The organism is Comamonas terrae (genome assembly GCF_001544075.1).
GTDB classification, from domain to species: Bacteria; Pseudomonadota; Gammaproteobacteria; order Burkholderiales; family Burkholderiaceae_C; genus Comamonas; species Comamonas terrae.
The window spans coordinates 50,891-76,514 of the sequence record NZ_BCNT01000001.1; the positions used below are offsets into that span (position 1 = coordinate 50,891).

A 25,624-nucleotide genomic window follows, 5' to 3' on the forward strand; every position below is an offset into this window, starting at 1 on the left:
GTTCCCAGACTGCGGATTTGCCATGACATCCTCCACTTCTGCCACCGCGGCCGAAGGCGGCATGGCCGGCTCCGGCGCCGGCCAGCCCCCTTCCCCGCCGCCATCGCCGCCGGCCGCCGTGCCGCCGCGGCCCGCCCCGCTCAAGGGCGGCCAGCTGGCCCTGGGCACGCTGGCCCTGTCGCTGGCCACCTTCATGAACGTGCTGGACTCGTCCATCGCCAACGTGGCCATTCCGGCCATCTCGGGCGACGTGGGCGTGAGCCCCAGCCAGGGCACCTGGGTCATCACCAGCTTCGGCGTGGCCAATGCCATCTCCGTGCCGCTCACGGGCTGGCTCACGCAGCGCTTTGGCGCCGTGCGCCTGTTCACTATGAGCGTGCTGCTGTTCGTGCTGACCTCCTGGCTGTGCGGCTTTGCTTCCTCGCTGGAGCTGCTGGTGCTGTTCCGCGTGCTGCAGGGCCTGGTCGCCGGACCCATGATTCCGCTGTCGCAGACGCTGCTGCTGTCCAGCTACCCGCCGGCCAAGGCCGGCGTGGCCCTGTCGCTGTGGGGCATGACCACGCTGGTGGCGCCCGTCGTCGGGCCGCTGCTGGGCGGCTGGATCACCGACAACATCTCGTGGCCGTGGATTTTCTACATCAACGTGCCCGTGGGCCTGCTGTCGGCGCTGATGACCTGGAGCATCTACCGCAGCCGCGAAACGCCGACGCGCAAGCTGCCCATCGATTCCATGGGACTGGCCCTGCTGGTGCTATGGGTCGGTGCGCTGCAGCTCATGCTGGACAAGGGCAAGGAGCTGGACTGGTTCGCCTCGGGCGAGATCATCACCCTGGCGATTCTGGCCGTCGTCAGCTTTGCGGTCTTCGTGGTCTGGGAGCTGACCGATGCCCACCCCGTGGTGGAGCTGCGCCTGTTCATGCGGCGCAACTTTGCGGCCGGCACGGTGGCGCTGTCCATTGCCTACGGCCTGTTCTTCGGCAACGTGGTGCTGCTGCCGCTGTGGCTGCAGCAGTGGCTGGGCTATACCTCCACCACGGCCGGCATGGCGCTCGCGCCCGTGGGCATTCTGGCCATCGTGCTGACGCCGCTGGTGGGCCGCAAGGTCAGCAGCTGGGACCCGCGCAAGATGGCCACGGGCGCCTTCATCGTGTTCGCGCTGGTGCTGTGGATGCGCTCGCAGTTCACGATCGAGACGGACTTCCGCCACATCCTGATCCCCACGCTGATCCAGGGCGCGGCCATGGCCTTCTTCTTCATCCCGCTGACCACGATCACCCTGTCCGGCCTCACGCCCGAGCGCATTCCGGCGGCCGCGGGCCTGTCCAACTTCGTGCGGATCACGGCGGGCGCCATGGGCACTTCCATCGCCACCACGCTCTGGGACAACCGCGCGGCCATGCACCATGCCCACCTGGCCGAGCTCATGGTGCAGGGCCAGGGCGCGTTCGCGCAGACCGTGCAGCAGCTGCAGGCCCGCGGCATGTCGGCCGAACAGGCCTATGCCCAGATCAACCGACTGATCGACCAGCAGGCCTATACGCGCGCCGCGGACGACATCTTCCTGGCCTCGTCCATCCTGTTCCTGGTGCTGATCGTGCTGATCTGGCTCACCAAACGCCCGGCCCCGCATGCCGGCGGAGGCGCCGAGGCGGCCGGCGCGCACTGACGTACAGAACCACCCCGTAGCCTGTGCACTCGGGGTTTGCACAAAAACAGCTGCCAGCGCCCATTCCACCAGCGCCGGCAGCTATTTTTTTGCGAGTACCCACGCGGGCCATGCGCCAGCGCCGGATGCATGCTGCAAGCCCCGGCCGCATTGCCTACAATGGCACGCTTTCCGATCTCCTGCGAGGTACGACTCCCATGCGCCTGTAATGCCGCCGTCGCTTGACGGCCACCTCCCTCCGCCCTGTTGCACAGGGGATGTATGGCATTCATGGATCGGGTCTATGACAGAACCTCGCTTGACGCTGCATGGCGTCTCCTTTGCGCTGCCCGGCGGCAGCGCGCTCTTTACCGGGCTTTCCGATAGTTTTGGCGCCACGCGCACCGCCCTGGTCGGCCGCAACGGCGCAGGCAAAAGCGTGCTGGCGCGAATCCTGGCGGGCGAGCTGGCCCCGAGCGCGGGCCGCTGCGAACGCCTGGGTACGCTGCACTTCGTGACGCAGCAGGCCGCGCTGCCCCGGCCGGGCCAGACCGTGGCCGGCCTGGCCGGTCTCGAAGGCCCGCTGCAGGCGCTGCGCAACATAGAAAACGGCAGCTGCGCAGCCGAGGACTTCGAGCTGCTGGCCGAGCGCTGGGACCTGCGCGAGCGCCTGCAGGCCGCGCTGCAGCAGCATGGCCTGCCGCCGCTCCCGCCGGAGACACCGGCCAGCCAGCTCAGCTGCGGCCAGGCCATGCGCGTGGCGCTGATCGGCGCCCAGCTGGCCGATGCCGACTTTCTCCTGCTCGACGAACCCGGCAACCATCTGGACCAGGCAGGCCGGCAGGCACTCGCGCAATTCATCGCCCGCTGGCCGCGCGGACTGCTGCTGATCAGCCACGACCGCGCGCTGCTGCGGTGCATGGAACGCATCGTGGAGCTCGCCCCGCACGGGCTGCACAGCTACGGCGGCAACTACGATTTCTACCTGCAGGCGCGCCGGCAATCGCTGCAGGCCGCGCAGGCCCGGCTCGCGCAGCGCAAGCTCGAGCGCACCCGCCAGGAACATGCCATGCGCGTGCAGCAGGAGCGCCAGCAGCGCAAAAGCGCGCGCGGCGACAAGGCCGGCCAGCAGGCCAACCAGGCCCGGATCCTGCTGGACCGGCAAAAACAGCGGGCGCAGGACTCGGCCGGCAAGCTCGCGCAGCAGCATGCGACGGCCCGGCAGGCACTGGATCGGCACGTACGGCAGGCCTGGCAGCAGATGGACGCGCCGCCGTCCATCCATCTGCACCTGCCTTCGCAGGCGGTCCAGACGCCACGCATCGTGGCCGAACTGCGAGAGGTGCGGCTGCCGCATCTGCAGGCAACAGACCCGGCGCCCATCGACTGGCGGCTGCAGGCCGGCCAACGCATTGCCGTGACAGGGCCCAACGGCTGCGGCAAATCCACGCTGCTGCAGGTGCTGGCGGGCACGCTGCAGCCCCTGCAAGGCCAATGCCTGCGCCATGCGCCGCATGCGTTCCTGGACCAGTGGCTGCAGCTGCTGCGGCCCGAATGCACCGTGCTGGAGCTGCTGCAGGCCGCCAGCCCGGCCACCGCCGAGGCCGAGCAGCGCATGCGCCTGGCGCAGCTGGGCCTGTCGGCGCCGCAGCTGGCCACGCCCAGCGCCAGGCTCAGCGGCGGCGAACGCCTCAAGGCCGCACTGGCCTGCGCGCTCTATGCCGATGAGCCGGCGGCACTGCTGTTGCTGGACGAGCCCGACAACCATCTGGATCTGGCCTCGATCGAGGCGCTGGAACAGATGCTGGGCCAATACCGGGGAACGCTGGTCCTCGTCTCGCATGACGAGGAACTGCTGCAGCGCCTGCAGCTCACGCACCGCCTGGAAGCGACGGACAAGGGCTGGCAGCTGCGCGAAGCCTGAACCCGGCTGCCCGCCAGAACAGGGATGAAATCGGCCTTCGGCACCTGCTGTACTTGCGCCAGGCGCTCATTTTTTGATATAGATGGGCAATCTCATGCCATGCCGGCCTGCTTGTCCAGGCGCCGCAAGAAGACCTGCAGCTCCTTGACCACCTGGGCATCGCCCCTGGCGTGGGCGCAGGCCAGGCCCTGCTGCCATGCCCGGCGCGCGGCCACGGTGTCGCCCAGCGCGAGCTCGGCCTTGCCCAGCAGCTTCCAGGCCACCGAATAGTCGGGGTCCAGCGCCGTCGCCTGCTGCAGGTGGGAGCGGGCGTTCTCGGCCTGCTCCTGGTCCAGATAGGCCTTGCCCAGGGTGTAGCGCAGCAGCGCCGAATCCTTGCCCTGCGCCAGCAAGGCTTCGAAGTTACGTATGGCGATGGACATGTTCTGTTTGCCTGCTTGAGGCGGAAATGATGGCGCCCATTCTGGCGCAACATCGTATGCAGGCCGTGCCATGGCGCGCTATCGCAGCCGCTGCAACGCTGGCAGCGCGTGCGCGAAGAAACGCTTCCAGCCCTGGCACAGATAGCTGAGATTGCCCTCGCCCGGCCGTGTCTTGAGGATGCGAGTGCGCGGGCATTCACCGTAGCAGAGCTTCAGATACGGACATTTGCGGCAGTCGCCGGGCAATGAATTGAATTTGTTCAGACCGAACTCCAGCTGCTTGATCGAGAACACCATGCGGCTCAGCGGCTGATCGCCGACCTTGCCGATCTCGTACTCCGGATAGACGAAGTGGTCGCAGGCATAGACGCGACCATCGTGCTCCAGTGCGACGTTCTTGCCGCAAAACGGGCTGCTGGTACAGATTTGCGCCGGCTGTCCGCGCAGCTGGGCCAGCGTGGTCTCGAACAGATTGATCTTGACCCGCTCGCGGTCGTGCGCCACCCATTCGTCGAATACCTCCGACAGAAAGCCTCCCCAGTCCTGCGAGGCCACGCTCCAGTCCGTCACCACCGACAGCGGATGGCCGGGATCGGTGCGCGGGCTCTGCGCATCGACCAGTTGACCCGGTTCCAGATAGCCGGGCGCCGTGTGCTCGAACTGCTTGGGCTCCACGCAGGGGATGAACTGCATATAGCGCGAACCGACCTCGTCGCGCAGGAAGCGATACACCTCCAGCGGCTGCCTGGCGTTTTTGCGGTTCACCGTGGTCAGCGTGCTGAACGGCACGCCGTATCTCTGGAGCAGCTGGGTGGCGGCAAAGACCGCGTCAAAGCTCGGCCTTCCCCTTTTGTCGGGCCGATAGGCGTCGTGCAGCGCACGCGGACCATCGATGCTCAACCCGACCAGAAAGCCGTGTTCGGCCAGGAAGGCGCCCCATTCGTCATCCAGCAAGGTGCCGTTGGTCTGCAGGTCGTTGGAGATGCGGCGCCCCGCCGGTGTGTGGCGCTTTTGCAGCTCCACCACCTTGCGGAAGAACTCCACGCCCAGCAGCGTCGGTTCGCCGCCATGCCAGGTAAAGGCAATCTCCTCCACATCCTGGCTGTCGATGTAATCCTTGATGAAGGTCTCCAGCAGCGTCTGGTCGATGCGGCGGTTGTTCTGCTTGAGCAGCCCGTCCTTGCTCAGGTAGTAGCAATAGCTGCAGTCGAGGTTGCAGGCCGAACCTATGGGCTTGATCGTGGTGTGCAGATAGCGGGACACCCCTGGCGCCGGCTTGCCGGCTCCGGCGTCGAGATAGGTCTGCAGTGCCTCGGGGCTGATGTTCAGGCGCTTAGCCTCTTGAACGATATGGTTGCTGTGCGTCATGAAAAAGATTCAGGAATGATGAGGGAAGCCTCGGCCACGGGAGCCAGACCAAGCCAGGCTTCAAGCTCGGCCGCGTTGACACGCGGCCGGGGGGCCGGCGCCTCGCGCAGGCGCCGCTCCAGCGCCCGATAGGTGTCGGCAAAGGCTCGCAACTGCCGGGTAAAGGGTTTGTCGTCGCCAAGGCGCCGCTGCAGCGCGGCGGCAATCGTCTCGGCAATCAGTGCCTGCTGCGCGGCGATGAAATCCAGCACCCGCTGGCGGCAGGCGTCGGATGCTCCGGCGACGACCAGCAGCACCGTCACCGGCGCCACTGTCAGGGCTTGTTCGACAGGAATGACCCCGGGTTCGCCGAGCAGCTCGGGGCCGATCAACCGCCACACCGCATCGCCCCAGTGGCGCCTGTCGGCCGCCAGATCATTGCGGCGCAGCGCCAGTGCGGCGGCGTAGCCGGCATCGAGCACCGAGGCACCAGCGGCCAGCGGCCTATGGCCGGCACGCGCCTCCGTGCTCAGGCAATCGGCGCCGAAATAGGCGGCTTCGCCTATCCTGCCGGCCAGCACCAGATGCTGCAGGCGATCGGGCAGCAACGCATCCAGAGGCACCACGGCACAGGTCGCGGGCCGGCCCGCGGCATACAGCGAGCAATGGCCATCGGTGTCCAGTGCCGGGCAGGCGCCACGCGACGGATGGTCCATGCCCTGCAACGCCAGCAGAATGTCGGTATCGCCCGCCGGATGCAGCAATTGGGCGGACAGCGCCGCCGCAGCGCGCAAATCCTCGGCACCGATGCTGTACAGTCGGCCGCCCTGCGCCAGGCTCTGGCCGATGCGCAGGCGGCGCACGCGGCGCAGCGCCAGCCCGCCGATGAAGCGGTGCTGGTGCCGGAACAGTTCCGGCAGCGACAACAGCGGCGGCGAGTTGCAGCACTTGCCGCAGGCCGAGCAATGAAAATCGAAGTGTGCGTCGCTCATCGCCGGAACACTCCGTGCAAGCCACGGAACCGAAAAAACAGGAAAGATGGAGGCATTGGCAATTTCTGTGCAAAGGCCGCTAGGTGCCAGGCACCCGGCGGCCGGTAGCAAACGGGAAGCCGTCTGGCTTCCCGCCTCATGCAGGCTCATCAGTCCGGGCGCAGCGGCTCCACGCCCCCTACGCTGGCCATATAGGCCTTCCATTGTTCGATCAGCTGGCTCAGCAGTTGCGGCTGGGCTGCGGATTGATCCCGGGTCTCGCCGCGATCGTTCTCCAGATCGAACAGCTCCCAGTGACCGTCAACCGGGCCCAGTGGCGGTGCAGTCCAGCGCGCCTTCCAGCGGCCGTCGGCGCTCAGCAGCATGGCGTGGCCATAGCTTTCCTCGCCGAAGGGGGTGTTGCGCACCGGCCCCGATGCGGCCACCTTCAGCGCCTCCACCAGTGAATGGCCAGTCACCGGATAGACATTGCGGCCCTGGTACACCACCTTGCCCTTGTTCTTGTCGACGCCGGTTTTCGGATCGATTTGCGCCGCTGCCGGCTTGCTGGGCGCCTGCACGCCCGCCAGCGCCAGGAACGTCGCGGTGTTGTCGGTCACATGGGTGAACCGAGTGAAGGGCGGCAGGCTCTTGGCCTGGCCCGGCAACTTGACAATGGCTGGCACGGAGATGCCACCTTCGCCCATGGTGCTCTTGTACAGGCCCAGCGGTGCCGCGCTGACCTCGGCCCAGCGGGTGCCGTAGGTCAAGCCGAACGGGAAGCGGATGGTCTGGGGCCGGCCATAGTCGGTGCCCAGTTTCTCGTAGGTGCCCGGCTGTGCGTTGGCGATGTCGGTCGCGGTCGGATCTTCTCCCGAGTCCATTGCCCAACCCTCGGCACCGTTGTCCGACTGGAACATGATGAAGGTGTTCTCATACTGGCCTGTGTCCTTGAGGTGCTGGATCAGCCGGCCAATGTTCCAGTCGAGATTCGACACCATGCCGGCATAGATCTCCATGTAGCGCGCCTGGGACCTTTTCTCGTCCGCAGACAGGCTGCTCCAGGACTTGATCACGCTGCCTGCGCCATAGTCCACGTAGCCGCCCGCCGGGCTGTTCAGGGCGTTGATGTACTTGGCGTTGGGTTTGCCGTTGTTTGGCGTTGCTGGCGAGGCGGTCAGTGTCTCGGGCAAGCCGGCGTTGGGCTTCAAATTGCCGGAGATCACGCCCAGCGCCTGCATGCGGGCGATGCGCTCCTGGCGGATGGCGCCGTAGCCGCCGTCGTAGCGGCCCTTGTACTTGCTCAGCCAGGGCTCCGGTACTTGCAGCGGCCAATGCGGCGAGGTGTAAGCGGCATAGGCGAAGAAGGGCTTGCCGTCCTTGCGGTTGGAGTCGATGTAGGAGATCAGCTTGTCGGTGAAGAAGTCCGTCGAGTAGAACTGCGCCGGGCTGCCACCTGCGCCTCCCGGCTGGCCGGGCTGGCCCGGCTGCACATATTTTCCGTCTTCGGTGTAGTTCTTCGAGCCCGCCGGCTCATGACCGAAATGGTTGACCGCCGCGCCGCCCAGCAAGGTGAAGCTGCGCTCGAAGCCCCATTGATCGGGCGTCTTGCCCGAAACCAGCGCCCCCGCTGTATCGCCAGCCAGTGCCGAGCCCAGATGCCACTTGCCGGCGATATAGGTGTGGTAGCCGCCGTCCTTGAGCAGTTGCGCCACCGACAGCGCGCTGTCGTTCAGATAGCCCTCGTAGCCGGGCAAGCCCTTGCGCTCGTCCTGGGGCGCACCCATCGTGCCTTCGCCCACCAGGTGGTGGTCCGTGCCGGAAATCAGCATGGAGCGCGTAATGGCGCTGACGGTACCGGTATGGTGGTTGGTGAGAATACGGCCGTCGGACACCAGCGCGTTCAGATTGGGAGTCTCGATCTCGCCGCCGAAGGCCTGAATGTCCGAATAACCCAGGTCATCGGCCATGATGTAGAGAATGTTAGGCCGTTGCGGCGCCTTGCTTTCCTGCTCTACGGGTTGGGCTACCGCAGCCTCCTGATCGGAGCCGCAGGCGGACAACGCCAAGCCGACCGCCACCGTCAACGCAGCGACGGTGAAACCGTGCTCCCCTGCCGAAAAATGCTTACCTTTTGCCATGTAGCGTAAATCCCTCTGGTTGATATTGCGAAAGCGCCAGATGCTATGACCAGGTATTGAGAAAACAAAATACCGATACGGTGTTTCAATATTCCCAGGCACATTAAGATGTTTTCCTTATTTTCAAATACTGAAAATATCCAACATCACCCAACCACACCGCAACCATCAGATTTTCACCACATCTCCTCTCGAAAACGAGCTGTGACAAGGCTTACGCAGAGGTTAAGGCTTCAAGAACTTGCTCAAAAAATGTCATGAGCCCTGCATATTCGGCCATTCAAGACCTGCAACCCATTTTCTAGCTTCAATAAACAAGCCTATTCTCAGTTGATATTCTTATAGACTCTATAAGATATATTCAATATCAAAATCAACGGCCACTTAACCCAATCCACAAAATTAATCCGAGTCGTCGAGACCACGGCTGGAACCTATGGGTGCTTTACAGCGCACCGGCGGTAGCGGTGGCTGGCATTGCCAGCCAAACGTGACAAGCGCCGTAGGCATGACAACGACAATGCGCTTGTGTTCTGGGCTGCCCATGCCCTGGCCCACGCAAAAGCCTCGCGCAATCCACCAACGGTCTTGCTTTTGCCGCAATCCGCACCAACTACCGGAGACGGCCTCATTTGCCAACATCCGAACCGTGACCCAACCCTCGCTCTTTCAGGCTGCCATCGGCGGCTACCCCGATTCGCCCCAGTACGCGGGCGGGCGCTTTCGCAACACCCATCCGCGTCCAGCCAACAGCCCCACGCCCGATGCCAGGACGCTCTGGAACTTCTTCTTCAACAAGCCGCCCGATACCGAGCCAGGCCAGGCACTGCCCGTGCTGCCGCTGAACGCTGCCACGCTGGAGGCCGCGCCCGAACGCAGCCTGTACCGCCTGGGCCATTCCACCCTGCTGATGAAGCTGCGCGGCGGCTGGTGGCTGACGGACCCGGTGTTCTCGGAGCGCGCCTCGCCGCTGCCGTTTGCGGGCCCCAAGCGCTTTCATGCGCCGCCCATTGCACTGGATGAACTGCCGCCGCTGCGCGGCGTGCTGCTCTCGCATGACCATTACGACCACCTGGACCGCGCCACCATCCGCGCGCTGGCGCCCAAGGTGGGCATCTTTCTGTGCACGCTGGGCGTGGGCGACCGGCTGGCGGCCTGGGGGGTGCCTGCCGACAGGATCGTGCAGCACGACTGGTGGCAGGGCAGCGAAGTGGACGGACTGCGCTTCACGGCCACACCGGCCCAGCATTTCTCGGGCCGCGGCCTGCGCGACGGCAACCGCACGCTGTGGGCCTCGTGGGTGATCGAGGACCTGCAGGGCGAGCGGCCGCTGCGCGTGTTCTTCAGCGGCGACGGCGGCTATTTCGACGGCTTTGCCGAAATCGGCCGGCGCTTCGGCCCTTTCGACCTCACGCTCATGGAGACCGGCGCCTACGATCCGCACTGGCCCTATGTGCACATGCACCCGGCCCAGACCATTCAGGCCCACCAGGACCTGGGCGGCCGGTGGCTGCTGCCCATACACAACGGAACCTTCAACCTGGCCATGCATGCCTGGTGGGACCCGTTCGAGCAGATCCTGGGCCTGGGCCGCCAGCACGGCATTGCCATCGCCACGCCCATGATGGGCGAGCGCCTGGACCTCGATGCCCCCCACGCGGGCACGCCCTGGTGGCGCGCCTGTGTGCAGACCGGCAATGCGACGCAGCCCATGCGCCACGCGCAATCCTGAGGACAGCAGCGGCATGGCCGAGAATGCCGCAATGCACATTTCGCGTTTTCCACGCCCTGCCGCGGCCTGCGCCGCGGTACTGGGCGCACTGCTGCTTGCCGCCTGTACCACGCCGCCGGACAGTGGCTCGGCCGGCTCCGCTGCGGCACCGCAGCCTGCAGCCGCAAGCGAGCCTGCTGCGGCTGCGGCATCCGCGCCATCATCGCGCGCCGCACCTTCCCGGTGGCCGGCCTGGCTTCATGAAGATTGCACGCCCGCAAGCCAGATGGACGTGGGCCCGCAGGCCCGCTACCGCCGGCCGCCGGTCATTCACGCCAGCTGGTTTCCCGACGGCCTGCGCACGCATGTGGTCTTCCGGCTGGAGGTCACGCCCCAGGGCAAGCTGGGACGGCTGGCCTATCTGCCTGCCGATACCGACCCGCGCATCGTGACGGCCATCATGCAGTCGCTCCAGCGCTGGAAGTTCAGGCCCGGCATGCGCCAGGGACGGCCGGTCACGGCCTGCTTCGAGCAGCCCTATGATCTGGTATTTCCAGCAAAGACAGGCGCAAGTGCTGATGCACCAAGCGCCGGCAGCTATCAAAACTGAAACACCGGATACCCCCTGGAGGGACGCCGCCCTTCAAGGGCATAGCTGTGCTCGCATGCCGTGCACGGCATCGCGCAGAAATGCCCAGGTCGCCGCGATGCGCGGAATCTGGCGCGACTCCACGGGCATGCTCATCCAGAAGGTGCGGGTAAAGCAGGCCTGCTCGGGCAGCACGCGGCTGAGCACCGGGTCCCTGTCGGCCAGAAAGGCCGGCAGCACGGCCAGTCCCGCGCCCGCGCGCACGGCTTCGTACTGGGCGGTGATGCTGGTGCTGCGCAGCGCAAAGCGCTCGGGCCGGTACAGCGTGTCGAGCAGCTGCAGCTCGCGCGTGAACAGCAGGTCGTCCACGTAATGCACGAAGCTGTGGTGGCGCAGGTCCTCCGTGCGCGCCACCAGCGGATGCCGCGCCAGGTATTCGCGCTGGCCGTAGAGGTAGAGCCGGTAGTCGGCCAGCTTGGTGACGACCACGGTGCCGCGCTTGGGGCGCTCCAGCGAGATCACGATATCGGCCTCGCGCCGCGACAGGTGCAGCAGGCGCGGCAGGGCCAGCAGGTCGATGCTGAGCAGCGGGTAGCGCCGCGTGAGCCGTGCCAGCTCCGGCGCCAGCAGCTGGGTACCGAAGCCTTCGGTCGCCCCCACGCGCACCAGGCCGGCCGGGCCATCGCTGGACGCTGCCTGGGCCAGCGGGCTGCGCTCCAGCCCGTCCACGGCGCTTTGCATGGCATCGAACACCGTCAGCAGCTGGCGACCGGCCTCGGTCAGACGCCACTGGCTGCCATCGCGCTCGAACAGCACCGCGCCCAGCTGCTTTTCCAGCACCTGCACGCGGCGCGACACCGTGGTGTGCTCCACGCCCAGGCGCCTGGCGGCCGCGGCCATGCTGCCGTTGCGCGCCAGTTCGCCGAAGAAGCGCAGATGGTCCCAGTCCATGGTCCTGCCTGCAGGCCTATTCGGCCGCGGCCTTGTTCCTGCCGGCCAGCGTCTTGACGGCCTTCACGGCGGCCGTGCGCTTGCGCTCCGCGCTGCGCTCGGCCACGGCGCTGGGCGCGCGGGCGAATTCGTCGTTCTCGTGGATCAGCAGCGAAATCATTTCCATGAACTGGGCCCGCTTGTCGTCAGGCAGGGGATCGAGCATGCGGCGCTGGGCGCGCAGCACCGCCGGCTCGGCTTCCTGCAGCAGCTGGCGGCCCGCATCGGTGAGCGTGAGCAGGCGCACGCGGCGGTCTGCGGGGCTGGCGTTGCGCACCATCAGGCCACGCGCTTCCAGCCGGTCGATCACGCTGCCGATGGTCGAGGTGTCGAAGCCGATGGAGCGGGCCAGCGTGCGCTGGTCTATGCCGGGCTGGCGCAGCACGGCCGACAAGGAAGCGTACTGCACGGGCGTGACGCCGAAGGCCTCCACCTCCTCCATGAACACGGCCACAGCAATCTGCTGCAGGCGCCGGATGTGGTAGCCGGGATAGTTTTCCAGTTCTGCGGGTTGGTATTGCATGTTTTTCCGAGTGGTCCCTGGCCGCCCTGCCGGCGCCGGCTTGCGGCCGGCTGCGGCGAGGAGCGGCAGCCCAGCGATGTTCTCACGTCCGGACGGGCTTGCAGAGAAAACCCGACACCTAGGGTTTACCCGATAAATTTTGGACTTAAACAAACACTACACTGATCGTCAGCACACTGTTTATTTGCTTTCGGACAAGGCAGCTGGCGGCAGACCGCGCTAGGCAGCCGCCGCCAAAGGCTCCGAGAGCACCCGAGAAAGTGACCTGTATGACCACCAGCCCCCGTTCCTCGACTCTTCCCATTCTGATCGCCGGCGGCGGCATCGGCGGCGTGGCGGCCGCCCTGTCCCTCGCCCGCCAGGGCTATGCCGTCAAGGTGCTGGAGCAGGCACCGCAGCTGGGCGAGATCGGCGCCGGCATCCAGCTCGGGCCCAATGCGTTTGCAGCCTTCGACGCGCTGGGCATCGGCGAGCTGGCCCGGGGCCGCGCCGTCTATACCGACGAGATGGTCATGCACGATGCGCTGGACGAGCGCCTGGTGGGCCGCATCCCCACGGGCCAGGCCTTCCGTGAACGCTTCGGCAATCCCTATGCGGTCATCCACCGCGCAGACATCCACACCTCGCTGCTCGAAGGCGCCCGGGCCCTGGGCAATATCGAGACGCTGACCGGCACGCGCATCGAGCGCGTGGAGCAGGACGGCGAGACCGTCACGGTTTACGACCAGCATGGCAGGGCCCATCGGGGCCAGGCCCTGATCGGCGCCGACGGGGTGAAATCCGTGGTGCGCCAGCAATATGTGGGCGATCCGGCCCGCGTTTCGGGCCATGTGGTCTACCGCGCCGTGGTCGAGAAGAACGACTTCCCCGAGGACCTGCGCTGGAATGCGGCCAGCATCTGGGTCGGCCCCAACTACCACCTCGTGCACTACCCGCTGCGCGGCGGCGAGCAGTACAACGTGGTCGTCACCTTCCACAGCCGCGAGCAGGAGGAATGGGGCGTGCGCGAAGGCAGCCGCGAAGAGGTGCAGAGCTACTACCGCGACTGCTGCCCGCGTGCCCACCAGCTCATAGCCATGCCCAAGAGCTGGAAGCGCTGGGCCACGGCCGACCGCGACCCCATAGGCCAGTGGAGCTTCGGCCGCGCCACGCTGCTGGGCGATGCCGCCCACCCCACGCTGCAGTACATCGCCCAGGGCGCCTGCATGGCGCTCGAAGACGCCGTGACGCTGGGCGAGGCCCTCAAGCGCTGCGATCACGACTGGCCCCGGGCCCTGCAGCTGTATGAGCGCTCGCGCATCGCCCGCACGGCGCGCGTGGTGCTGTCGGCGCGCGAGATGGGCCGCATCTTCCACGCCAAGGGCGTGGAGCGCCTGGTGCGCAACGACCTGTGGAAGGGCCGCACGCCCGAGCGCTTCTACGACGCCATGGAATGGCTCTACGGCTGGAAGGTCGACAAGTGCCTGGCCGAAGACTGAGAGAAGCGGCCCCCACGCAGGAACAGACAAGAAAGAAACCGAAATGAGCATGACCGAAGCCATCCCCTCTCCCGTCAAACTTTCGGCCGTGGCCGCGCCCGGCCAGCCCGAGCCCACGCCGGCGCTGGAACAGCTGTATCGCGGCTTCGAGCAGGAAATGCTGGTGCCGCTGTGGACGCAGATCGGCGACCTCATGCCCGCCCATCCCAGCAGCAAGGCAGCCGCCCACCTGTGGCGCTGGGACCACCTGCTCAAGCTGGCGGACGAAGCCGGCCGCATCGTGCCCGTGGGCCGCGGGGGCGAGCGCCGCGCCATCGCGCTGGCCAACCCGGCGCTGGGCGGCCGTCCATTTGCCACGCCCACGCTGTGGGCCGCCATCCAGTACCTGATGCCCGGCGAGGATGCTCCCGAGCACCGCCACACCCAGCACGCCTTCCGCTTCGTGGTCGAAGGCGAAGGGGTGTGGACCGTGGTCAACGGCGACTCGGTGCGCATGTCGCGCGGCGACTTCCTGCCCCAGGGCGGCTGGAACTGGCATGCCCACCACAACGCGGCCAGCGAGCCTATGGCCTGGATCGACGGCCTGGACATTCCGTTTGCCTACTACGGCGAGTCGCAGTTCTTCGAGCACGGACGCCTGCACCTGGACCCGCACGAGCGCGCCACACCCCGGCATTCGCGCTCCGAACGCCTGTGGGCCCATCCCGGCCTGCGCCCGGTGGCCCACCTTGAAGAGGCCCCGGTCACCCCGCTGCTGGCCTACCGCTGGGTGGATACGGACAGGGCACTGAACGAGCAGCTGGCGCTGGAAGCCGAAGGCTATCCCGCCACCCTGAGCCCCGGCCACGCCGCCGTGCGCTACACCAATCCCACGAACGGCCGAGACGTGCTGCCCACCATCCGCTGCGAGATGCACCGCGTGAAAAGCGGCGCCAGCACCCGGCCCAAGCGCGAAGTGGGCTCTGCCGTGTTCCAGGTCTTCGACGGCCAGGGCACGGTCGCCGTGGGCGAGAAGCAATGGCAGGTGCGCCGCGGCGACATGTTCGTCGTGCCTTCGTGGCAGAGCTTCGCCGCCAGCTGCGATGCCGGCCAGCCGCAGCTGGACCTGTTCCGTTTTGCGGATACGCCCATCTTCGAAGCCGTACACGCCTACCGCTCCCAACTCGGTTGAACGGCTCACTCTTACCTGAAAGGAATTTCTCCATGACCCAAGCCAACTACCTCTGGGCCCCCGCCCCCGTCCCATCCCTGCCCGTGCGCGGCAGCGAGCAGCGCCTGCCCGTCAACCGCCTGTTCTTCGTGGGCCGCAACTACCACGCCCATGCCGTGGAAATGGGCCGCCCCGTGGACAAGAGCGTGGAACGCCCCTTCTACTTCACCAAGGCGCCGCAGACGCTGACGCCATCGGGCGCCACCGTGGCCTACCCGCCCGAAACGAAGAACTACCACTTCGAGATGGAACTCGTCGTGGCCATCGGCAAGCCGGGCTTTCGCATTCCGGCCGAGCAGGCGCACGAATACATCTATGGCTACGCCTGCGGCCTGGACATGACGCGCCGCGACCTGCAACTGGTGGCGCGCGACAAGGGCCGCCCCTGGGACCTGGGCAAGGACGTGGAGCAGTCCTCCATCGCCACGGAAGTGGTCCCCATGCCCGGCAAGGTCATCGAATCCGGCGCGATCGAGCTGTCGGTCAACGGCGAAATCAAGCAGCAGTCCGACGTGGACAAGCTGATCTGGAACATCCGCGAGATCATTGCCGACCTGTCCCTGTTCTATCACCTGCAGCCCGGCGACCTGATCTACACCGGCACGCCCGAAGGCGTGGGCGCCGTGCAGCCCGGCGATAAGATCACGGGCCGCGTGGAAGGCGTGGGCGAAATCGCATTGACCGTGGGTCAGCCGGAATAGGAGGCAGGCCATGAAGCTCTACAGCTTTTTCCGCAGCGGCACCTCGCACCGGTTGCGCATTGCGCTCAACCTCAAGGGCCTCACGCCCGAGTATGTCCCCGTGGACCTGCGCGTGGACGAGCAGGCCGAGGCGCCATACAAGGCCGTGAACCCGCAAGGCCTGGTGCCGGCCCTCACGCTGGACAGCGGCGAAACGCTGATCCAGTCGCCCGCCATCATCGAATGGCTGGAAGAACGCCACCCCACGCCGGCCCTTCTACCCGCAGAGCCCGAGGCCCGCGCCCACGTGCGCGCCCTGGCGGCCATCGTGGGCTGCGATGTGCATCCCATCAACAACCGCCGCATCCTGCAGACCCTGCGCCGGCAGTTCGGCGCCGACGAGGCCGCCGTCAACGCCTGGTGCGCCACCTGGATCACGGCAGGCTTCGATGCCATTGAAGCCCTGCTGGCCCAGGACAAGGCACGCGGCGACTTCTGCTGGGGCAACGCACCGACCCTGGCCGATGTCTACCTGGTTCCCCAGGTGGAAAGCGCGCGCCGCTTCGGCGTGGACCTGACCCGATGGCCGCTGATCGGCGCCGTGGACCAGGCCTGCGCCGCCCTGCCGGCCTTTGCCCGGGCCGCGCCCCTGGCCCAGCCCGACGCGGCCCGATAAGCACCGCGACCACCGGGAAAGCGGTGAACCTGCAGCGCAAGCCATGGCTTCTGGAAGGCAAGAGCCAGATGCCCTTCTTGCGCAGCAGCTGCCTGCGCCAGCTGCTATCGGAAATGCAGCAGGTGCAGGATGCAAGGAGATAACGACATGACAGCAGCGAACGTGATCGACGTTCAGCAATTCATCAACCGGCACAGGTTCTCGCGCACGCAAATCGTCACGTTGCTGCTGTGCTTTCTGATTGTTGCAGTGGATGGCTTCGACACGGCCTCCATCGGTTTCATCGCGCCGGCCATAGGCAGGCAGTGGGCACTGGATCCGGCCCATATGGCGCCCGTGTTCGGCGCCGGCATGTTCGGCCTGATGATCGGCGCCCTGTGCTTTGGCCCCGTGGCCGACCGCATAGGCCGCAAGACCACGCTGATGGTCTGCGTGGGCTTTTTCGGGCTGGCTTCGCTGGCATCGGCCTGGTCGCCCGACCTCCAGACGCTGCTGGTGCTGCGCTTCCTGACCGGGCTGGGCCTGGGCGGCGCCATGCCCAATGCCATCACCCTGAGTTCCGAATACGCGCCCGACAGGCATCGCAGCGTGCTGGTGACCACCATGTTCTGCGGCTTCACGCTGGGCTCGGCTCTGGGCGGCATTCTGGCCGCCTATATCGTGGCGCACTGGGGCTGGCACGGCGTTCTGCTGGTGGGCGGCATCGTGCCGCTGGCCATGGTACCGCTGCTGGGCTGGCTGCTTCCGGAGTCGGTGCGCTACATGGTCGCGCGCGGCCACGGCGCCGCGAAGATCGGCCGCATCCTGCGCCGCATCGCACCTGCAGCCGACCTGAGCGGCGCCACCTACACGGTTGCCGACAAGGCGCCCCCCGGCTCGCCCGTCCGGCAGCTGTTCGATCCCAGGCTGCGCCGCGGCACGGTGATCCTGTGGGCCATGTTCTTCATGTGCATGCTCATCATCTACCTGCTGTCGAGCTGGCTGCCCACGCTGATCAAGAACACGGGCCGCAGCCTGCAGGATGCCTCACTGGTCACCGCCATGTTCCAGGTGGGCGGCACGGTGGGCGCCATCGCGCTGGGCCGCTTCATGGACCGCTTCAACCCCGCGCGCGTGCTGTCGCTGGCCTACATCGTGGGCGCTGTGTTCATCGCGCTGATCGGCCATGCCGCCGGCTCCTCCACGCCGCTGCTCGTGCTGGCCGTCTTCGTGGCCGGCTTTTGCGCCTCGGGCGGCCAGGTCGGCGGCAATGCGCTGGCAGCGGGCTTTTATCCCACGGCCAACCGCGCCACAGGCGTGGCCTGGGCACTGGGCATGGGCCGCATCGGCTCCATCCTGGGCTCCATGGCCGGCGGCTGGATGCTGACCGCGGGCCTGAGCCTCGCCACCGTGTTCGAAATCGTGGCCGTGCCCGCAGTGGTTGCCTCGGTGTGCGTGCTGTTTATGCAAAAGCGCAAGGACTGAGCCACGACAAACACCCCTCGCCTCTTGCCAAGCCCTGGCGTAGCCCCTTCATATGCCAGGTCTTTTCCCCCAGGTGACCCGCCACACCGGCAGGTCGCCGTTTGGCCCATCCGCAGTACCGAAAAACTTTCAACCAGGAGACAAGCTGTGAAAAACGACCAAACCCTTACCCTTTCTGCGCCAGCCGCTATCAAATCCGGCATTCCATCCGGAAGGCGCACCCTGCTGGCGGCAGCCGCCCTGCTCTCGCTAGGCGGCCCGGCACTGGCTCAGAACGATCCGGCGGCCGGCTTCCCCAGCCATCCGGTCACCGTCATCACGGCCTTTGCCGTGGGCAGCGGCCCGGATGCGGTACTGCGCATCGTGGGCGAAAAACTGGCCGCGCGCTGGAAGCAGAGCGTGACCGTGGACAACCGGCCCGGCGGCGGCGGCTTCGTGGCCATCGAAGCGGCGCGCCGCGCCAAGCCCGACGGCTACACGCTGCTGCAGCTGGACAGCGAGCATGTCTCGGCCCTGCCCTATCTCTACAAGAAGCGCAACTTCGTGCCGCTGGACCACTTCGACCCGGTGGCCCCCCTGTTCCTCACGCCGTTCTTCGTGGTCGTGCCCACGAATTCGCCGTGGAAGAACATGGGCGACCTGATCAAGGCGGCGAAGGCCGAACCCGGCAAGGTCAGCTACGGCTCCTGGGGCGTGGGCAGCCCCGGCCACCTGGGCGGCGAATGGCTGGACTATCTGACAGGTACGAGGATGACGCATGTGCCCTACCGCGAGGTCAGCCAGCTCTTCACCTCGGTGGCCAACGGCGACCCGGCCTGGAGTTTTGCGAGCCTGCCGTCGAGCCAGGGCATCTACAAGTCCGGCAAGATCCGCTACATCGCAGTGGCCGCGCCCAAGCGCATTGCCCAGATGCCCGACGTGCCCACCGTGGCCGAGGCCGGCGGCCCCGCCGAGCTGGATGTGAACTCCTTCGTTTCCCTGCTCGCGCCCAAGGGCATGAATCCCGCGCTGCGCAACAAGATCCACGGCGACGTGGTCAGCGTGCTGCAGGACCCGCAGGTGCGCGAGAAGTTCGCCACGTTTGCCTTCCAGCCCATGAGCTGGAGCGCGGCCGAGATGCAGCAGTTCGCCAGGACCAAGTCCGAGCAGTACAAGCTGCTGATCCAGAAGGCCAATATCAGCCTGGACTGAGTTTCCTGCAGCCGTCGCCAGGCCCTGCCCGGCTTTCCGGCAGGGCTTTCTGGCGCGTGTCGTCAGAACGCCGAGACCTTGTGGCCCACCTGGCGCGCCAGTTCCTCGATGGCGGCCATCTGCTCGACGGGCAGCAGCACCAGCGGGTAGCTGTCGCTGTCGATGTCGAAGACGGCCAGCGCCAGCCCCTGCGGCTTGAGGCAGGCCGCAGCCTCGGTCAGGGCATCGAAGCCGGAAATCTCCGCCACATCCAGCGCGTCGTAGTCCACATGGCGCTCCTCGCTGATGCGCAGCCGCGACAGGTTCCAGACCAGATCGTTCATGCCCAGCTTCCAGTCCATTTCCACGCCGAGTTCGCGGCGCTGCAGTCCGTCGACGAGCGCCAGCCAGGGCGTGACCTCGCGCGGCTCCTCGATGCCGCGCTGTTCCAGCTCGTCGGCAAAGCGGGAGAAATAAAGCTCGGGGTGCGTGAGCGCCAGCACCACTTCGGCGCTCAGTGCATCGGTCTGGGCAGGCGCCAGCACATGCATGATGGCCTCGCACAGGTTCTGCCAATCCTGCTTGCGCACGATACGCAGAGGCTCGGGCGCCGGACCTGGCGCCGCGGCCCCGACTGCACCGGCGCCTGCCAGGCGCCTGAGCCATTGCGTCCATCCCATTTCGACTCTCCTGGTGTCCTCGCCATGCAGCGCATCCGGGCCGGCCACGACAGGCCCTGGCCCTCAGCGTGCCAGTTTGCCGCCGGACAGGTTGTCATTTTTGTCACGGACGGCATATGGCGCGCACGGCGAATGCGGCCCTGGCATGACGCACGGCCAGGGCGCAAAAGCGGCCCCGCAGCCGGCAAAACCGTGATCCGGGCGCCAATCCTGACATTTGTTCACACAGGCACCGGCATGGGCGCCTTGAGATGTATCAATATATTACCAATGCTTACACTTGGACTGCTTCATGATGGCTGCCTGCCCAAAGACGCAGCCATCCTGCAGAGTTTTTTCCTTCAACCGCTTCTCCTTCCATAGCCATTGCCCTGCGGGCGTACCGCCCGCAACGCGCATAGCCAGCCGCCTACGCATCTTCCCAGAAGCCGCATTCCCTCAAGCCTCAGGCTTTGCCTTTTTCCATGTTCACTGTTTATGACTGCATTGTTTACGAGCACGATCTGAGGCTCGTCATCCTGGCGGCCGTGATCTGCACGATGGCCTCCTTTGCCGCCATCAACCTGCTGCACCATGTCGCCAGATCGCACGGCATCATGCGCTCGACATGGCTTTGCGTGGCCGGTACTGCCACCGGCTTCGGCATCTGGGCCACGCATTTCATCGCCATGCTGGCGTACTCGCCCGGCATCCAGAGCGGCTACAACATCGCGCTGACCCTGGTCTCGCTGATTGCCGCCATCCTGCTGACCGCCATGAGTTTTGCCGTCGCCTCCAGGCCATCCTTGCGCCATGGCCGCTGGCTGGGCGGCGCGCTGGTCGGCGGCGGCATCGCCGTCATGCACTACACCGGCATGGCCGCCTTCGAGATACCGGGCCGCATCATCTGGAATCCGCCGCTGGTGGCGGCCTCGATCGTGCTGGGGGCGCTGTTCGGCGCCCTCGCTCTGCCGGCCGGACTGCGCAGCCGCTCCTACAGGTCGATCGCCGCAGGCGCCCTGCTGCTGGCGTTGGCCATCTGCAGCCACCACTTCACGGCCATGGCGGCGGCAGCGCTGATTCTCGACCCCACGGTGGACATATCGCCCCATGCGATTCCGACCTACTGGCTTGCCATCCTGGTCACGATCGCCTGCCTGACGATCTTCCTGCTGACCTTTGCCGGCTTCATGCTCGACCTGCGCGAGCGCCGGCAGGCCAAGCGCGAGATGGAGCGGCTCAACAGCCTGGCCAATGTGGCCTTCGAAGGCCTGCTGGTCTGCGAAGGCGAGGTGATCAGCACGGCCAACGCCAGCCTGGCCGAGCTGATCGGCTGCAGCACGGATCAGCTGGTGGGTAGCCAGCTTTCCCTGATTCTTCCGGACAAGCTGGCCCGGCGCTGGCTGGAGGACAAGCCCTGCGTGGCCTTCGAGACCGTGCTCCACCCCGCCAACGGCGGCGACCCGATCGCGGTGGAGGTCATCTCCCGACCGGTCGTCCATGCCCAGAAGCTGCAGCGCGTCGTGGCCATCCGCGACCTGCGCGCCCGCAAGCAGGCCGAGCGCGACATCCACTACCTGGCGCACCACGACACCCTGACCGGGCTGGCCAACCGCAACACCTTCAACCAGAAACTGGAAGAGTTGCTGCTGGCGCATGGCAGCGACGGCCGTTTCGCGGGCAAGCACCTGGCCGTGCTGTGCCTGGATCTCGACCGGTTCAAGGAAGTCAACGACCTGTTCGGCCATGCGGCCGGCGACGAGCTGCTGCAGACCGTTGCCGGCTGCGCCCGGCAGGTGCTGCGCCGCGGGCAGCTGATGGCGCGCCTGGGCGGCGACGAGTTCGCCGTCATCGCCCCGGGGCTGGGCGATCCCAGGCAGGCCGAGCGCATTGCCCAGGATCTGCTCGATGCGTTCAAGCAGGAGAACCTGCAGGCCTCCATCTCCAGCGCCATGATCTCCACCAGCATCGGCATTGCCGTCTTTCCCGGCGATGCCGACGACAGCACATCGCTGATGAGCTGCGCCGATACGGCGCTGTACCGGGCCAAGGCCGAAGGCCGGGGCACCTACCGTCTGTTCGAGGCCGTCATGGGCGAACAGATGCGCGACCGCCGCCGGCTCGAGCACGATCTGCGCTTTGCGATCGCGCGGCAGGAGCTGTCGCTGGTCTACCAGCCGCTGGCGCGCACCAGCGACCGGGAAGTGGTCGGCTTCGAGGCGCTGCTGCGCTGGAACCACCGGGAGCGCGGCTCCATCTCGCCGGCCACCTTCATTCCCATTGCCGAGGAATGCGGCCTGATCCTGCAGATCGGGGAATGGGTGCTGCGGGAAGCCTGCCGGGAGGCCGCAGGCTGGGAGCAGCCGCTGAGCGTGGCGGTGAACGTATCGGCCGCGCAGCTGCACAGCCAGCAATTCGTGCAGACCACCCGCGACATCCTCGCGCAGACGGGCCTGCCCCCCGGGCGCCTGGAACTGGAGATCACGGAAACCGCGCTGATACGCGATCCCGGCCGGGCGCTGGTCATGCTGCGCCAGCTCAAGGAACTGGGCGTGCGCATCGCCATGGACGACTTCGGCACCGGCTATTCCTCGCTGTCCAACCTGCGGGCCTTTCCCTTCGACAAGATCAAGATCGACGCATCCTTCATCAAGTCCGTCAACCTCAACAGGCAGGCCGCGACCATCGTGCGGGCCGTGCTGGGACTGGGCCGTGGCCTGGAGCTGCCGGTGCTGGCCGAAGGCGTGGAAACGGAGGAGGAACTGGCTTTCCTCAGCGCCGAATCCTGCCAGCAGGCCCAGGGCTATCTGCTGGGCCGCCCCCAGTCCATACAGATGTTCCAGCACCTCACGCGCGCGCCGGGCTGACCGCCCGGCAGGAGCGCTCCTCCCCGCCCCTCGGGCGGGAAATGCCGGTCAGCGCACCGGGTTGGCGAACCCCGCCACCTGCTCGTAGTTGCGGGCGATGGCGCGCAGCTCTTCCTGGCTGATCAGGTCGTCGATATGCGTGAAAGGCTGGCCACCGCTGAGCTCGTCGGCCTTCATGATGATGTAGTCCGGCGGCATAGAACGGTTGGTCAGCACGATCTTGGAGGTAGCCGGCAGGCGCTGCGCCTCGTACTGCTGCAGCAGCGCCTCAGGGTCGCCCTCCGGGTGGGCTGCCAGGATATCGGCCAGCGCCCGCGCATCGCGCATGGCCTGGGCCGAACCGTTGGAGCCGCGCGGATACATGGGATGGGCCGCATCCCCCAGCAGGCTGATGCGCCCGAAGCTCCAGCGCGGCACCGGGTCCTTGTCCACCATCGGGTACTCGAAAACGGTCTCGGCCGCCGCGATCAGCGCCGGCACGTCCAGCCAGTCGAACCTCCAGTCCTGGAACAGTGCCGCAACCGTGGCGGCATCGCCGGTCTTGTTCCAGTCGTTCATCTGCATCGCGGGATCGCGGATCTCGGCCACCCAGTTGACGAGCTGGGTGCCCTGGCCGTCGATGTCGTCCGCTATGGGGTAGATGACCATCTTGCCCGTTTCCACGGTACCTATGCGGATATAGCTCTTGCCGCTCAGGATGGGCCGGAAGCGCGAGACGCCGCGCCAGGTATTGATGCCGCCGAATGCAGGCTTCTCATGCGGGTAGAACTGGCGCCGCACCGTGGAATTGACGCCGTCGCAGCCGATGGCGATATCGGCCTGCGCCGCGGCTGGGCGGTACCCATCGGCCTGGGCACAGAAATGCACAGTCACTCCGCTGTCCGAGGATTCCACGCGCTCGCAGCGATGGTTCACATGCACGGCAGCGGCCCCCAGGCGCTCGACGACCGCCTCGTACAGCACGCGGTGCAGCTTGCCGCGATGGATGCCGAGCTCGGGCAGGCTGTAGCCCGCATGGCGCCCGCGCGGTTCGCGGTACACATACTGGCCGTGGCGGTTGAAGAACACGCTCTCCAGGTTCTCGATCGCCAGCGCCTCCAGCGCGGGCTGCACGCCCAGATCGCTGAGCTCCTTCATGGCGTGCGGCAGCAGCGTGATACCGACACCCACCTCCCGCACCTCGGACACGCCTTCGAAGACCTCGCAGGCAATGCCGCGCTGATGCAGGGCCAGCGCCAGACTCAGGCCGCCAATGCCGCCGCCGATGATTGCTACTTTCATGTCCGTCTTCCTCCGTCTCGCTCGGGCCTGCCTTATTGCGCGGTGATGCCGCGGCTCCTGACCAGATCGGCCCAGCGCCTGGCGTCCTTTTGCACCAGGGTTCTGAACTCTTCGGGCGTGCTGCTGGCCGGATCCATGCCCTGGGGCTCGAAGGCGCGCTTGACCTCGTCCGTCGCCAGGATGGCGCGCAGCTCCTGGTTCAACGTCTGCAGCTGATCGGCGGGCATGCCGGCCGGCGCGAAAATGCCGTACCACATGTCCACGTTCACGTCGCCGGCCCTGGCCTCCTTCAGCGTGGGCACATCGGGCAGCAGCGGGTGGCGCTGGTGGCTGCCTATGCCCAGCGCGCGCAGGCGCCCCGACTTGACATGGGCCAGCGCCACATGGATGGGCAGGAACATGCAGTCCACCTGGCCGCCGATCAGGTCGGTCAGCGCGGGGCCCGTACCGCGATAGGGAATGTGGGTGATGGAGACATGCGCGGTGTTCTTGAGCAGCTCCATGGACATATGGTGCGGCGTGCCCACGCCCGGCGAGGCGTAATTGATCTGGCCCGGCCGTTCCTTGGCCGCGGCAACCAGGTCGCCAGCCGTCCTGAACGGCGCCGTCGCCGGCGTCACCAGGATCAGCTGGCCCCAGCTCGTCAACGAGATGGGCTCGAGGTCCTTGAGCGGATTGAAGGGCAGCTTGGGATACAGCGGCGCGTTCATGACCAGGGTGTTGACCGTCACCAGCAGGGTCTGCCCGTTGGGTGCCGCGCGCACCACGGCCTCGGTGCCGATGTTGCCCGATGCGCCGGGGCGGTTGTCCACGATGACGGGCCGCCCCAGGCGCTGGGACAGCTGCGGTCCCACGGTGCGTGCAATCGTGTCGATGCCCGTGCCCGGCGTGAAGGGCACGATGAGACGTATCGGCGCAACGGCCTCCGTATTGGCCCGGGCACCGGCCGCTGGCAGGAGGGAAGCGGCGGCGGCAAGCTGTGCGGCGCCGTGCATGAATCCACGTCTTGTCGATGACTTTATCTGCATGGTGTCTCCTCCGATTTGGTTAGCATGCATATATTCAGTTTACTTATCAAAATACAGCTCATCCATAGGGCAAGCACCAGCAGCCCCTGCTGAATGAAGCGTTGGCTTTAGTCTTCGGCTGATGCCAGACCCATTGGCAAACCTGCATCTCCCCCTTCAGAATCCGCAGCAATGAACCGCACCACTGCCTCTCCCTCTTCCGGCAACGCCTCCCAGCCCCTGGCACTGTACAAGCGTCTGGGCTTTTTGCTGCGCCGCGCGCATCAGCTTTCGGTCGGCATTTTCGAGGAAGAATGCCGTTCGCTGAGCCTGACCCCGCCCCAGTGGGGCGTGCTGACCATTGTGCAGTCCGTGCCCGGCACCGACCAGACCTCGCTGGCCAGGGCTCTGGGCTTCGACAAGGTCACGACCATGCGCCTCGTGCGTTCCCTTGAAGAGCGCGGACTGCTGCAGCGTGCGCAAAGCATGCTCGACAAACGCCAGCATGAGCTGGCCCTGACCGAGGCCGGCCACCGCATGCTGACCGAGGCGGCCCTGCCCGTCGAGCTGGCCCACAAGCGCCTGCTGTCGCCGCTGACGGAAACCGAGCAGGCCCAGCTCATCCATCTGCTGGGCAAGCTGGGCAGCAAGCTCACGCCCGGGGCGCGTGTGATCTACGAACCGCTGCATCTGCAAAAGGCCAGAAAGCGCGGCTGAGCTGCACAGCCGCAGCAAAGCACCGTGCCGTTGCCTCGGCTCATGTGCATTTATGCACATGCTGTTTGCAGAAAATGCGCTTGCCCGCGCAAAAGCGCACACATACCATGGACTGCATGCGTGGGGAGACCCACGCTGTTTCAACCAACACA

Annotated in this window: 21 protein-coding genes; 12 read left to right on the forward strand and 9 right to left on the reverse strand. The window is 66.5% G+C overall.

What is annotated here, in order from left to right:
* The first annotated feature begins 22 nt into the window (after nucleotides 1-22).
* Both Cte04_RS00205 and Cte04_RS00210 read left to right on the forward strand, forming a co-directional pair.
* On the forward strand, nucleotides 23-1,666 hold the full coding sequence (locus Cte04_RS00205; RefSeq protein WP_281178750.1) for a DHA2 family efflux MFS transporter permease subunit: 1,644 nt from the start codon (nucleotides 23-25) through the stop codon (nucleotides 1,664-1,666).
* Between the two features lie 283 nt (nucleotides 1,667-1,949).
* A complete protein-coding gene (locus Cte04_RS00210) occupies nucleotides 1,950-3,569 on the forward strand; it encodes an ABC-F family ATP-binding cassette domain-containing protein (protein ID WP_066469823.1) in 1,620 nt (539 codons plus the stop codon).
* A 92-nt stretch (nucleotides 3,570-3,661) separates the two neighbouring features.
* Here Cte04_RS00210 and Cte04_RS00215 read toward each other — a convergent pair whose 3' ends face one another.
* The 4 genes from Cte04_RS00215 to Cte04_RS00230 all read right to left on the reverse strand — a co-directional run bounded on the left by Cte04_RS00215 (nucleotide 3,662) and on the right by Cte04_RS00230 (nucleotide 8,450).
* Nucleotides 3,662-3,991 carry a tetratricopeptide repeat protein gene (locus Cte04_RS00215; RefSeq protein WP_066469826.1) on the reverse strand — a complete coding sequence of 110 codons (330 nt, stop codon included), beginning with the start codon at nucleotides 3,989-3,991 and terminating at the stop codon, nucleotides 3,662-3,664.
* A 78-nt stretch (nucleotides 3,992-4,069) separates the two neighbouring features.
* Nucleotides 4,070-5,359, reverse strand: a complete 1,290-nt coding sequence (locus tag Cte04_RS00220; protein ID WP_066469829.1) for an anaerobic sulfatase maturase — start codon at nucleotides 5,357-5,359, stop codon at nucleotides 4,070-4,072.
* Nucleotides 5,356-6,330, reverse strand: coding sequence for a YkgJ family cysteine cluster protein (locus Cte04_RS00225; protein ID WP_066469837.1), 975 nt, complete (start codon nucleotides 6,328-6,330; stop codon nucleotides 5,356-5,358). Before Cte04_RS00225 ends, Cte04_RS00220 begins: the two co-directional genes overlap by 4 nt.
* A gap of 149 nt (nucleotides 6,331-6,479) precedes the next feature.
* Complete coding sequence (locus Cte04_RS00230; protein ID WP_066469841.1) at nucleotides 6,480-8,450, reverse strand: arylsulfatase; 1,971 nt, start codon at nucleotides 8,448-8,450, stop codon at nucleotides 6,480-6,482.
* A 640-nt stretch (nucleotides 8,451-9,090) separates the two neighbouring features.
* On the opposite strand from Cte04_RS00230, the gene Cte04_RS00235 reads away from it, so the two are divergent.
* Together Cte04_RS00235 and Cte04_RS21925 are read left to right on the forward strand one after the other, a co-directional pair.
* Nucleotides 9,091-10,182 carry an MBL fold metallo-hydrolase gene (locus tag Cte04_RS00235; RefSeq protein WP_370671015.1) on the forward strand — a complete coding sequence of 364 codons (1,092 nt, stop codon included), beginning with the start codon at nucleotides 9,091-9,093 and terminating at the stop codon, nucleotides 10,180-10,182.
* 265 nt (nucleotides 10,183-10,447) lie between these two features.
* Nucleotides 10,448-10,771, forward strand: coding sequence for an energy transducer TonB (locus Cte04_RS21925; RefSeq protein ID WP_245633241.1), 324 nt, complete (start codon nucleotides 10,448-10,450; stop codon nucleotides 10,769-10,771).
* Between the two features lie 33 nt (nucleotides 10,772-10,804).
* Here the strand turns inward: Cte04_RS21925 and Cte04_RS00245 are convergent, their stop codons facing one another.
* Together Cte04_RS00245 and Cte04_RS00250 are read right to left on the reverse strand one after the other, a co-directional pair.
* Nucleotides 10,805-11,701, reverse strand: a complete 897-nt coding sequence (locus Cte04_RS00245) for a LysR family transcriptional regulator (protein WP_066469848.1) — start codon at nucleotides 11,699-11,701, stop codon at nucleotides 10,805-10,807.
* 16 nt (nucleotides 11,702-11,717) lie between these two features.
* Nucleotides 11,718-12,263 carry a MarR family winged helix-turn-helix transcriptional regulator gene (locus tag Cte04_RS00250; RefSeq protein WP_066469849.1) on the reverse strand — a complete coding sequence of 182 codons (546 nt, stop codon included), beginning with the start codon at nucleotides 12,261-12,263 and terminating at the stop codon, nucleotides 11,718-11,720.
* 269 nt (nucleotides 12,264-12,532) lie between these two features.
* Here Cte04_RS00250 and Cte04_RS00255 point away from each other — a divergent pair, with 269 nt between their 5' ends.
* The 6 genes from Cte04_RS00255 (at nucleotide 12,533) to Cte04_RS00280 (ending at nucleotide 18,962) form a co-directional block, all read left to right on the forward strand.
* Nucleotides 12,533-13,741, forward strand: coding sequence for a 3-hydroxybenzoate 6-monooxygenase (locus Cte04_RS00255; protein ID WP_066469850.1), 1,209 nt, complete (start codon nucleotides 12,533-12,535; stop codon nucleotides 13,739-13,741).
* A gap of 43 nt (nucleotides 13,742-13,784) precedes the next feature.
* Nucleotides 13,785-14,912, forward strand: coding sequence for a cupin domain-containing protein (locus Cte04_RS00260; RefSeq protein WP_066469851.1), 1,128 nt, complete (start codon nucleotides 13,785-13,787; stop codon nucleotides 14,910-14,912).
* Between the two features lie 32 nt (nucleotides 14,913-14,944).
* The gene (locus tag Cte04_RS00265; RefSeq protein WP_066469853.1) at nucleotides 14,945-15,652 is read left to right on the forward strand and encodes a fumarylacetoacetate hydrolase family protein; all 708 of its coding nucleotides are present in this window, start codon (nucleotides 14,945-14,947) and stop codon (nucleotides 15,650-15,652) included.
* A 10-nt stretch (nucleotides 15,653-15,662) separates the two neighbouring features.
* Complete coding sequence (maiA, locus tag Cte04_RS00270) at nucleotides 15,663-16,307, forward strand: maleylacetoacetate isomerase (RefSeq protein ID WP_066469855.1); 645 nt, start codon at nucleotides 15,663-15,665, stop codon at nucleotides 16,305-16,307.
* Between the two features lie 147 nt (nucleotides 16,308-16,454).
* Nucleotides 16,455-17,771: an MFS transporter gene (locus tag Cte04_RS00275; protein ID WP_066469858.1), complete on the forward strand. Its 1,317-nt coding sequence runs from the start codon at nucleotides 16,455-16,457 to the stop codon at nucleotides 17,769-17,771.
* Between the two features lie 189 nt (nucleotides 17,772-17,960).
* Entirely contained in the window at nucleotides 17,961-18,962 is a 1,002-nt protein-coding gene (locus tag Cte04_RS00280; protein ID WP_066471671.1) for a Bug family tripartite tricarboxylate transporter substrate binding protein, read from the forward strand.
* A gap of 62 nt (nucleotides 18,963-19,024) precedes the next feature.
* Here the strand turns inward: Cte04_RS00280 and Cte04_RS00285 are convergent, their stop codons facing one another.
* Nucleotides 19,025-19,621: a DUF6630 family protein gene (locus Cte04_RS00285; RefSeq protein WP_066469862.1), complete on the reverse strand. Its 597-nt coding sequence runs from the start codon at nucleotides 19,619-19,621 to the stop codon at nucleotides 19,025-19,027.
* A gap of 464 nt (nucleotides 19,622-20,085) precedes the next feature.
* On the opposite strand from Cte04_RS00285, the gene Cte04_RS00290 reads away from it, so the two are divergent.
* Nucleotides 20,086-22,467 (forward strand): bifunctional diguanylate cyclase/phosphodiesterase, encoded by a 2,382-nt coding sequence (locus tag Cte04_RS00290; RefSeq protein WP_066471673.1) that lies wholly within the window; start codon nucleotides 20,086-20,088, stop codon nucleotides 22,465-22,467.
* 48 nt (nucleotides 22,468-22,515) lie between these two features.
* Here Cte04_RS00290 and Cte04_RS00295 read toward each other — a convergent pair whose 3' ends face one another.
* A complete protein-coding gene (locus tag Cte04_RS00295; protein WP_066469865.1) occupies nucleotides 22,516-23,748 on the reverse strand; it encodes a flavin-dependent oxidoreductase in 1,233 nt (410 codons plus the stop codon).
* 32 nt (nucleotides 23,749-23,780) lie between these two features.
* Nucleotides 23,781-24,743, reverse strand: a complete 963-nt coding sequence (locus Cte04_RS00300) for a tripartite tricarboxylate transporter substrate binding protein (RefSeq protein ID WP_066469878.1) — start codon at nucleotides 24,741-24,743, stop codon at nucleotides 23,781-23,783.
* A gap of 204 nt (nucleotides 24,744-24,947) precedes the next feature.
* Between Cte04_RS00300 and Cte04_RS00305 the strand changes: the two genes are divergently transcribed.
* Entirely contained in the window at nucleotides 24,948-25,472 is a 525-nt protein-coding gene (locus Cte04_RS00305) for a MarR family winged helix-turn-helix transcriptional regulator (RefSeq protein ID WP_157081775.1), read from the forward strand.
* Nucleotides 25,473-25,624 lie beyond the last annotated feature (152 nt).

Coding starts and splice junctions, on each gene's coding strand:
- Cte04_RS00205 (WP_281178750.1), top strand. CDS start 23: ATGACATCCTCCACTTCTGCCACCGCGGCCGAAGGCGGCATGGCCGGC.
- Cte04_RS00260 (WP_066469851.1), top strand. CDS start 13,785: ATGAGCATGACCGAAGCCATCCCCTCTCCCGTCAAACTTTCGGCCGTG.
- maiA (WP_066469855.1), top strand. CDS start 15,663: ATGAAGCTCTACAGCTTTTTCCGCAGCGGCACCTCGCACCGGTTGCGC.
- Cte04_RS00215 (WP_066469826.1), bottom strand. CDS start 3,991: ATGTCCATCGCCATACGTAACTTCGAAGCCTTGCTGGCGCAGGGCAAG.
- Cte04_RS00250 (WP_066469849.1), bottom strand. CDS start 12,263: ATGCAATACCAACCCGCAGAACTGGAAAACTATCCCGGCTACCACATC.
- Cte04_RS00295 (WP_066469865.1), bottom strand. CDS start 23,748: ATGAAAGTAGCAATCATCGGCGGCGGCATTGGCGGCCTGAGTCTGGCG.
- Cte04_RS00305 (WP_157081775.1), top strand. CDS start 24,948: ATGAACCGCACCACTGCCTCTCCCTCTTCCGGCAACGCCTCCCAGCCC.
- Cte04_RS00220 (WP_066469829.1), bottom strand. CDS start 5,359: ATGACGCACAGCAACCATATCGTTCAAGAGGCTAAGCGCCTGAACATC.
- Cte04_RS00285 (WP_066469862.1), bottom strand. CDS start 19,621: ATGGGATGGACGCAATGGCTCAGGCGCCTGGCAGGCGCCGGTGCAGTC.
- Cte04_RS00255 (WP_066469850.1), top strand. CDS start 12,533: ATGACCACCAGCCCCCGTTCCTCGACTCTTCCCATTCTGATCGCCGGC.
- Cte04_RS00245 (WP_066469848.1), bottom strand. CDS start 11,701: ATGGACTGGGACCATCTGCGCTTCTTCGGCGAACTGGCGCGCAACGGC.
- Cte04_RS00290 (WP_066471673.1), top strand. CDS start 20,086: ATGTTCACTGTTTATGACTGCATTGTTTACGAGCACGATCTGAGGCTC.
- Cte04_RS00230 (WP_066469841.1), bottom strand. CDS start 8,450: ATGGCAAAAGGTAAGCATTTTTCGGCAGGGGAGCACGGTTTCACCGTC.
- Cte04_RS00225 (WP_066469837.1), bottom strand. CDS start 6,330: ATGAGCGACGCACACTTCGATTTTCATTGCTCGGCCTGCGGCAAGTGC.
- Cte04_RS00265 (WP_066469853.1), top strand. CDS start 14,945: ATGACCCAAGCCAACTACCTCTGGGCCCCCGCCCCCGTCCCATCCCTG.
- Cte04_RS00300 (WP_066469878.1), bottom strand. CDS start 24,743: ATGCACGGCGCCGCACAGCTTGCCGCCGCCGCTTCCCTCCTGCCAGCG.
- Cte04_RS00210 (WP_066469823.1), top strand. CDS start 1,950: ATGACAGAACCTCGCTTGACGCTGCATGGCGTCTCCTTTGCGCTGCCC.
- Cte04_RS21925 (WP_245633241.1), top strand. CDS start 10,448: ATGGACGTGGGCCCGCAGGCCCGCTACCGCCGGCCGCCGGTCATTCAC.
- Cte04_RS00275 (WP_066469858.1), top strand. CDS start 16,455: ATGACAGCAGCGAACGTGATCGACGTTCAGCAATTCATCAACCGGCAC.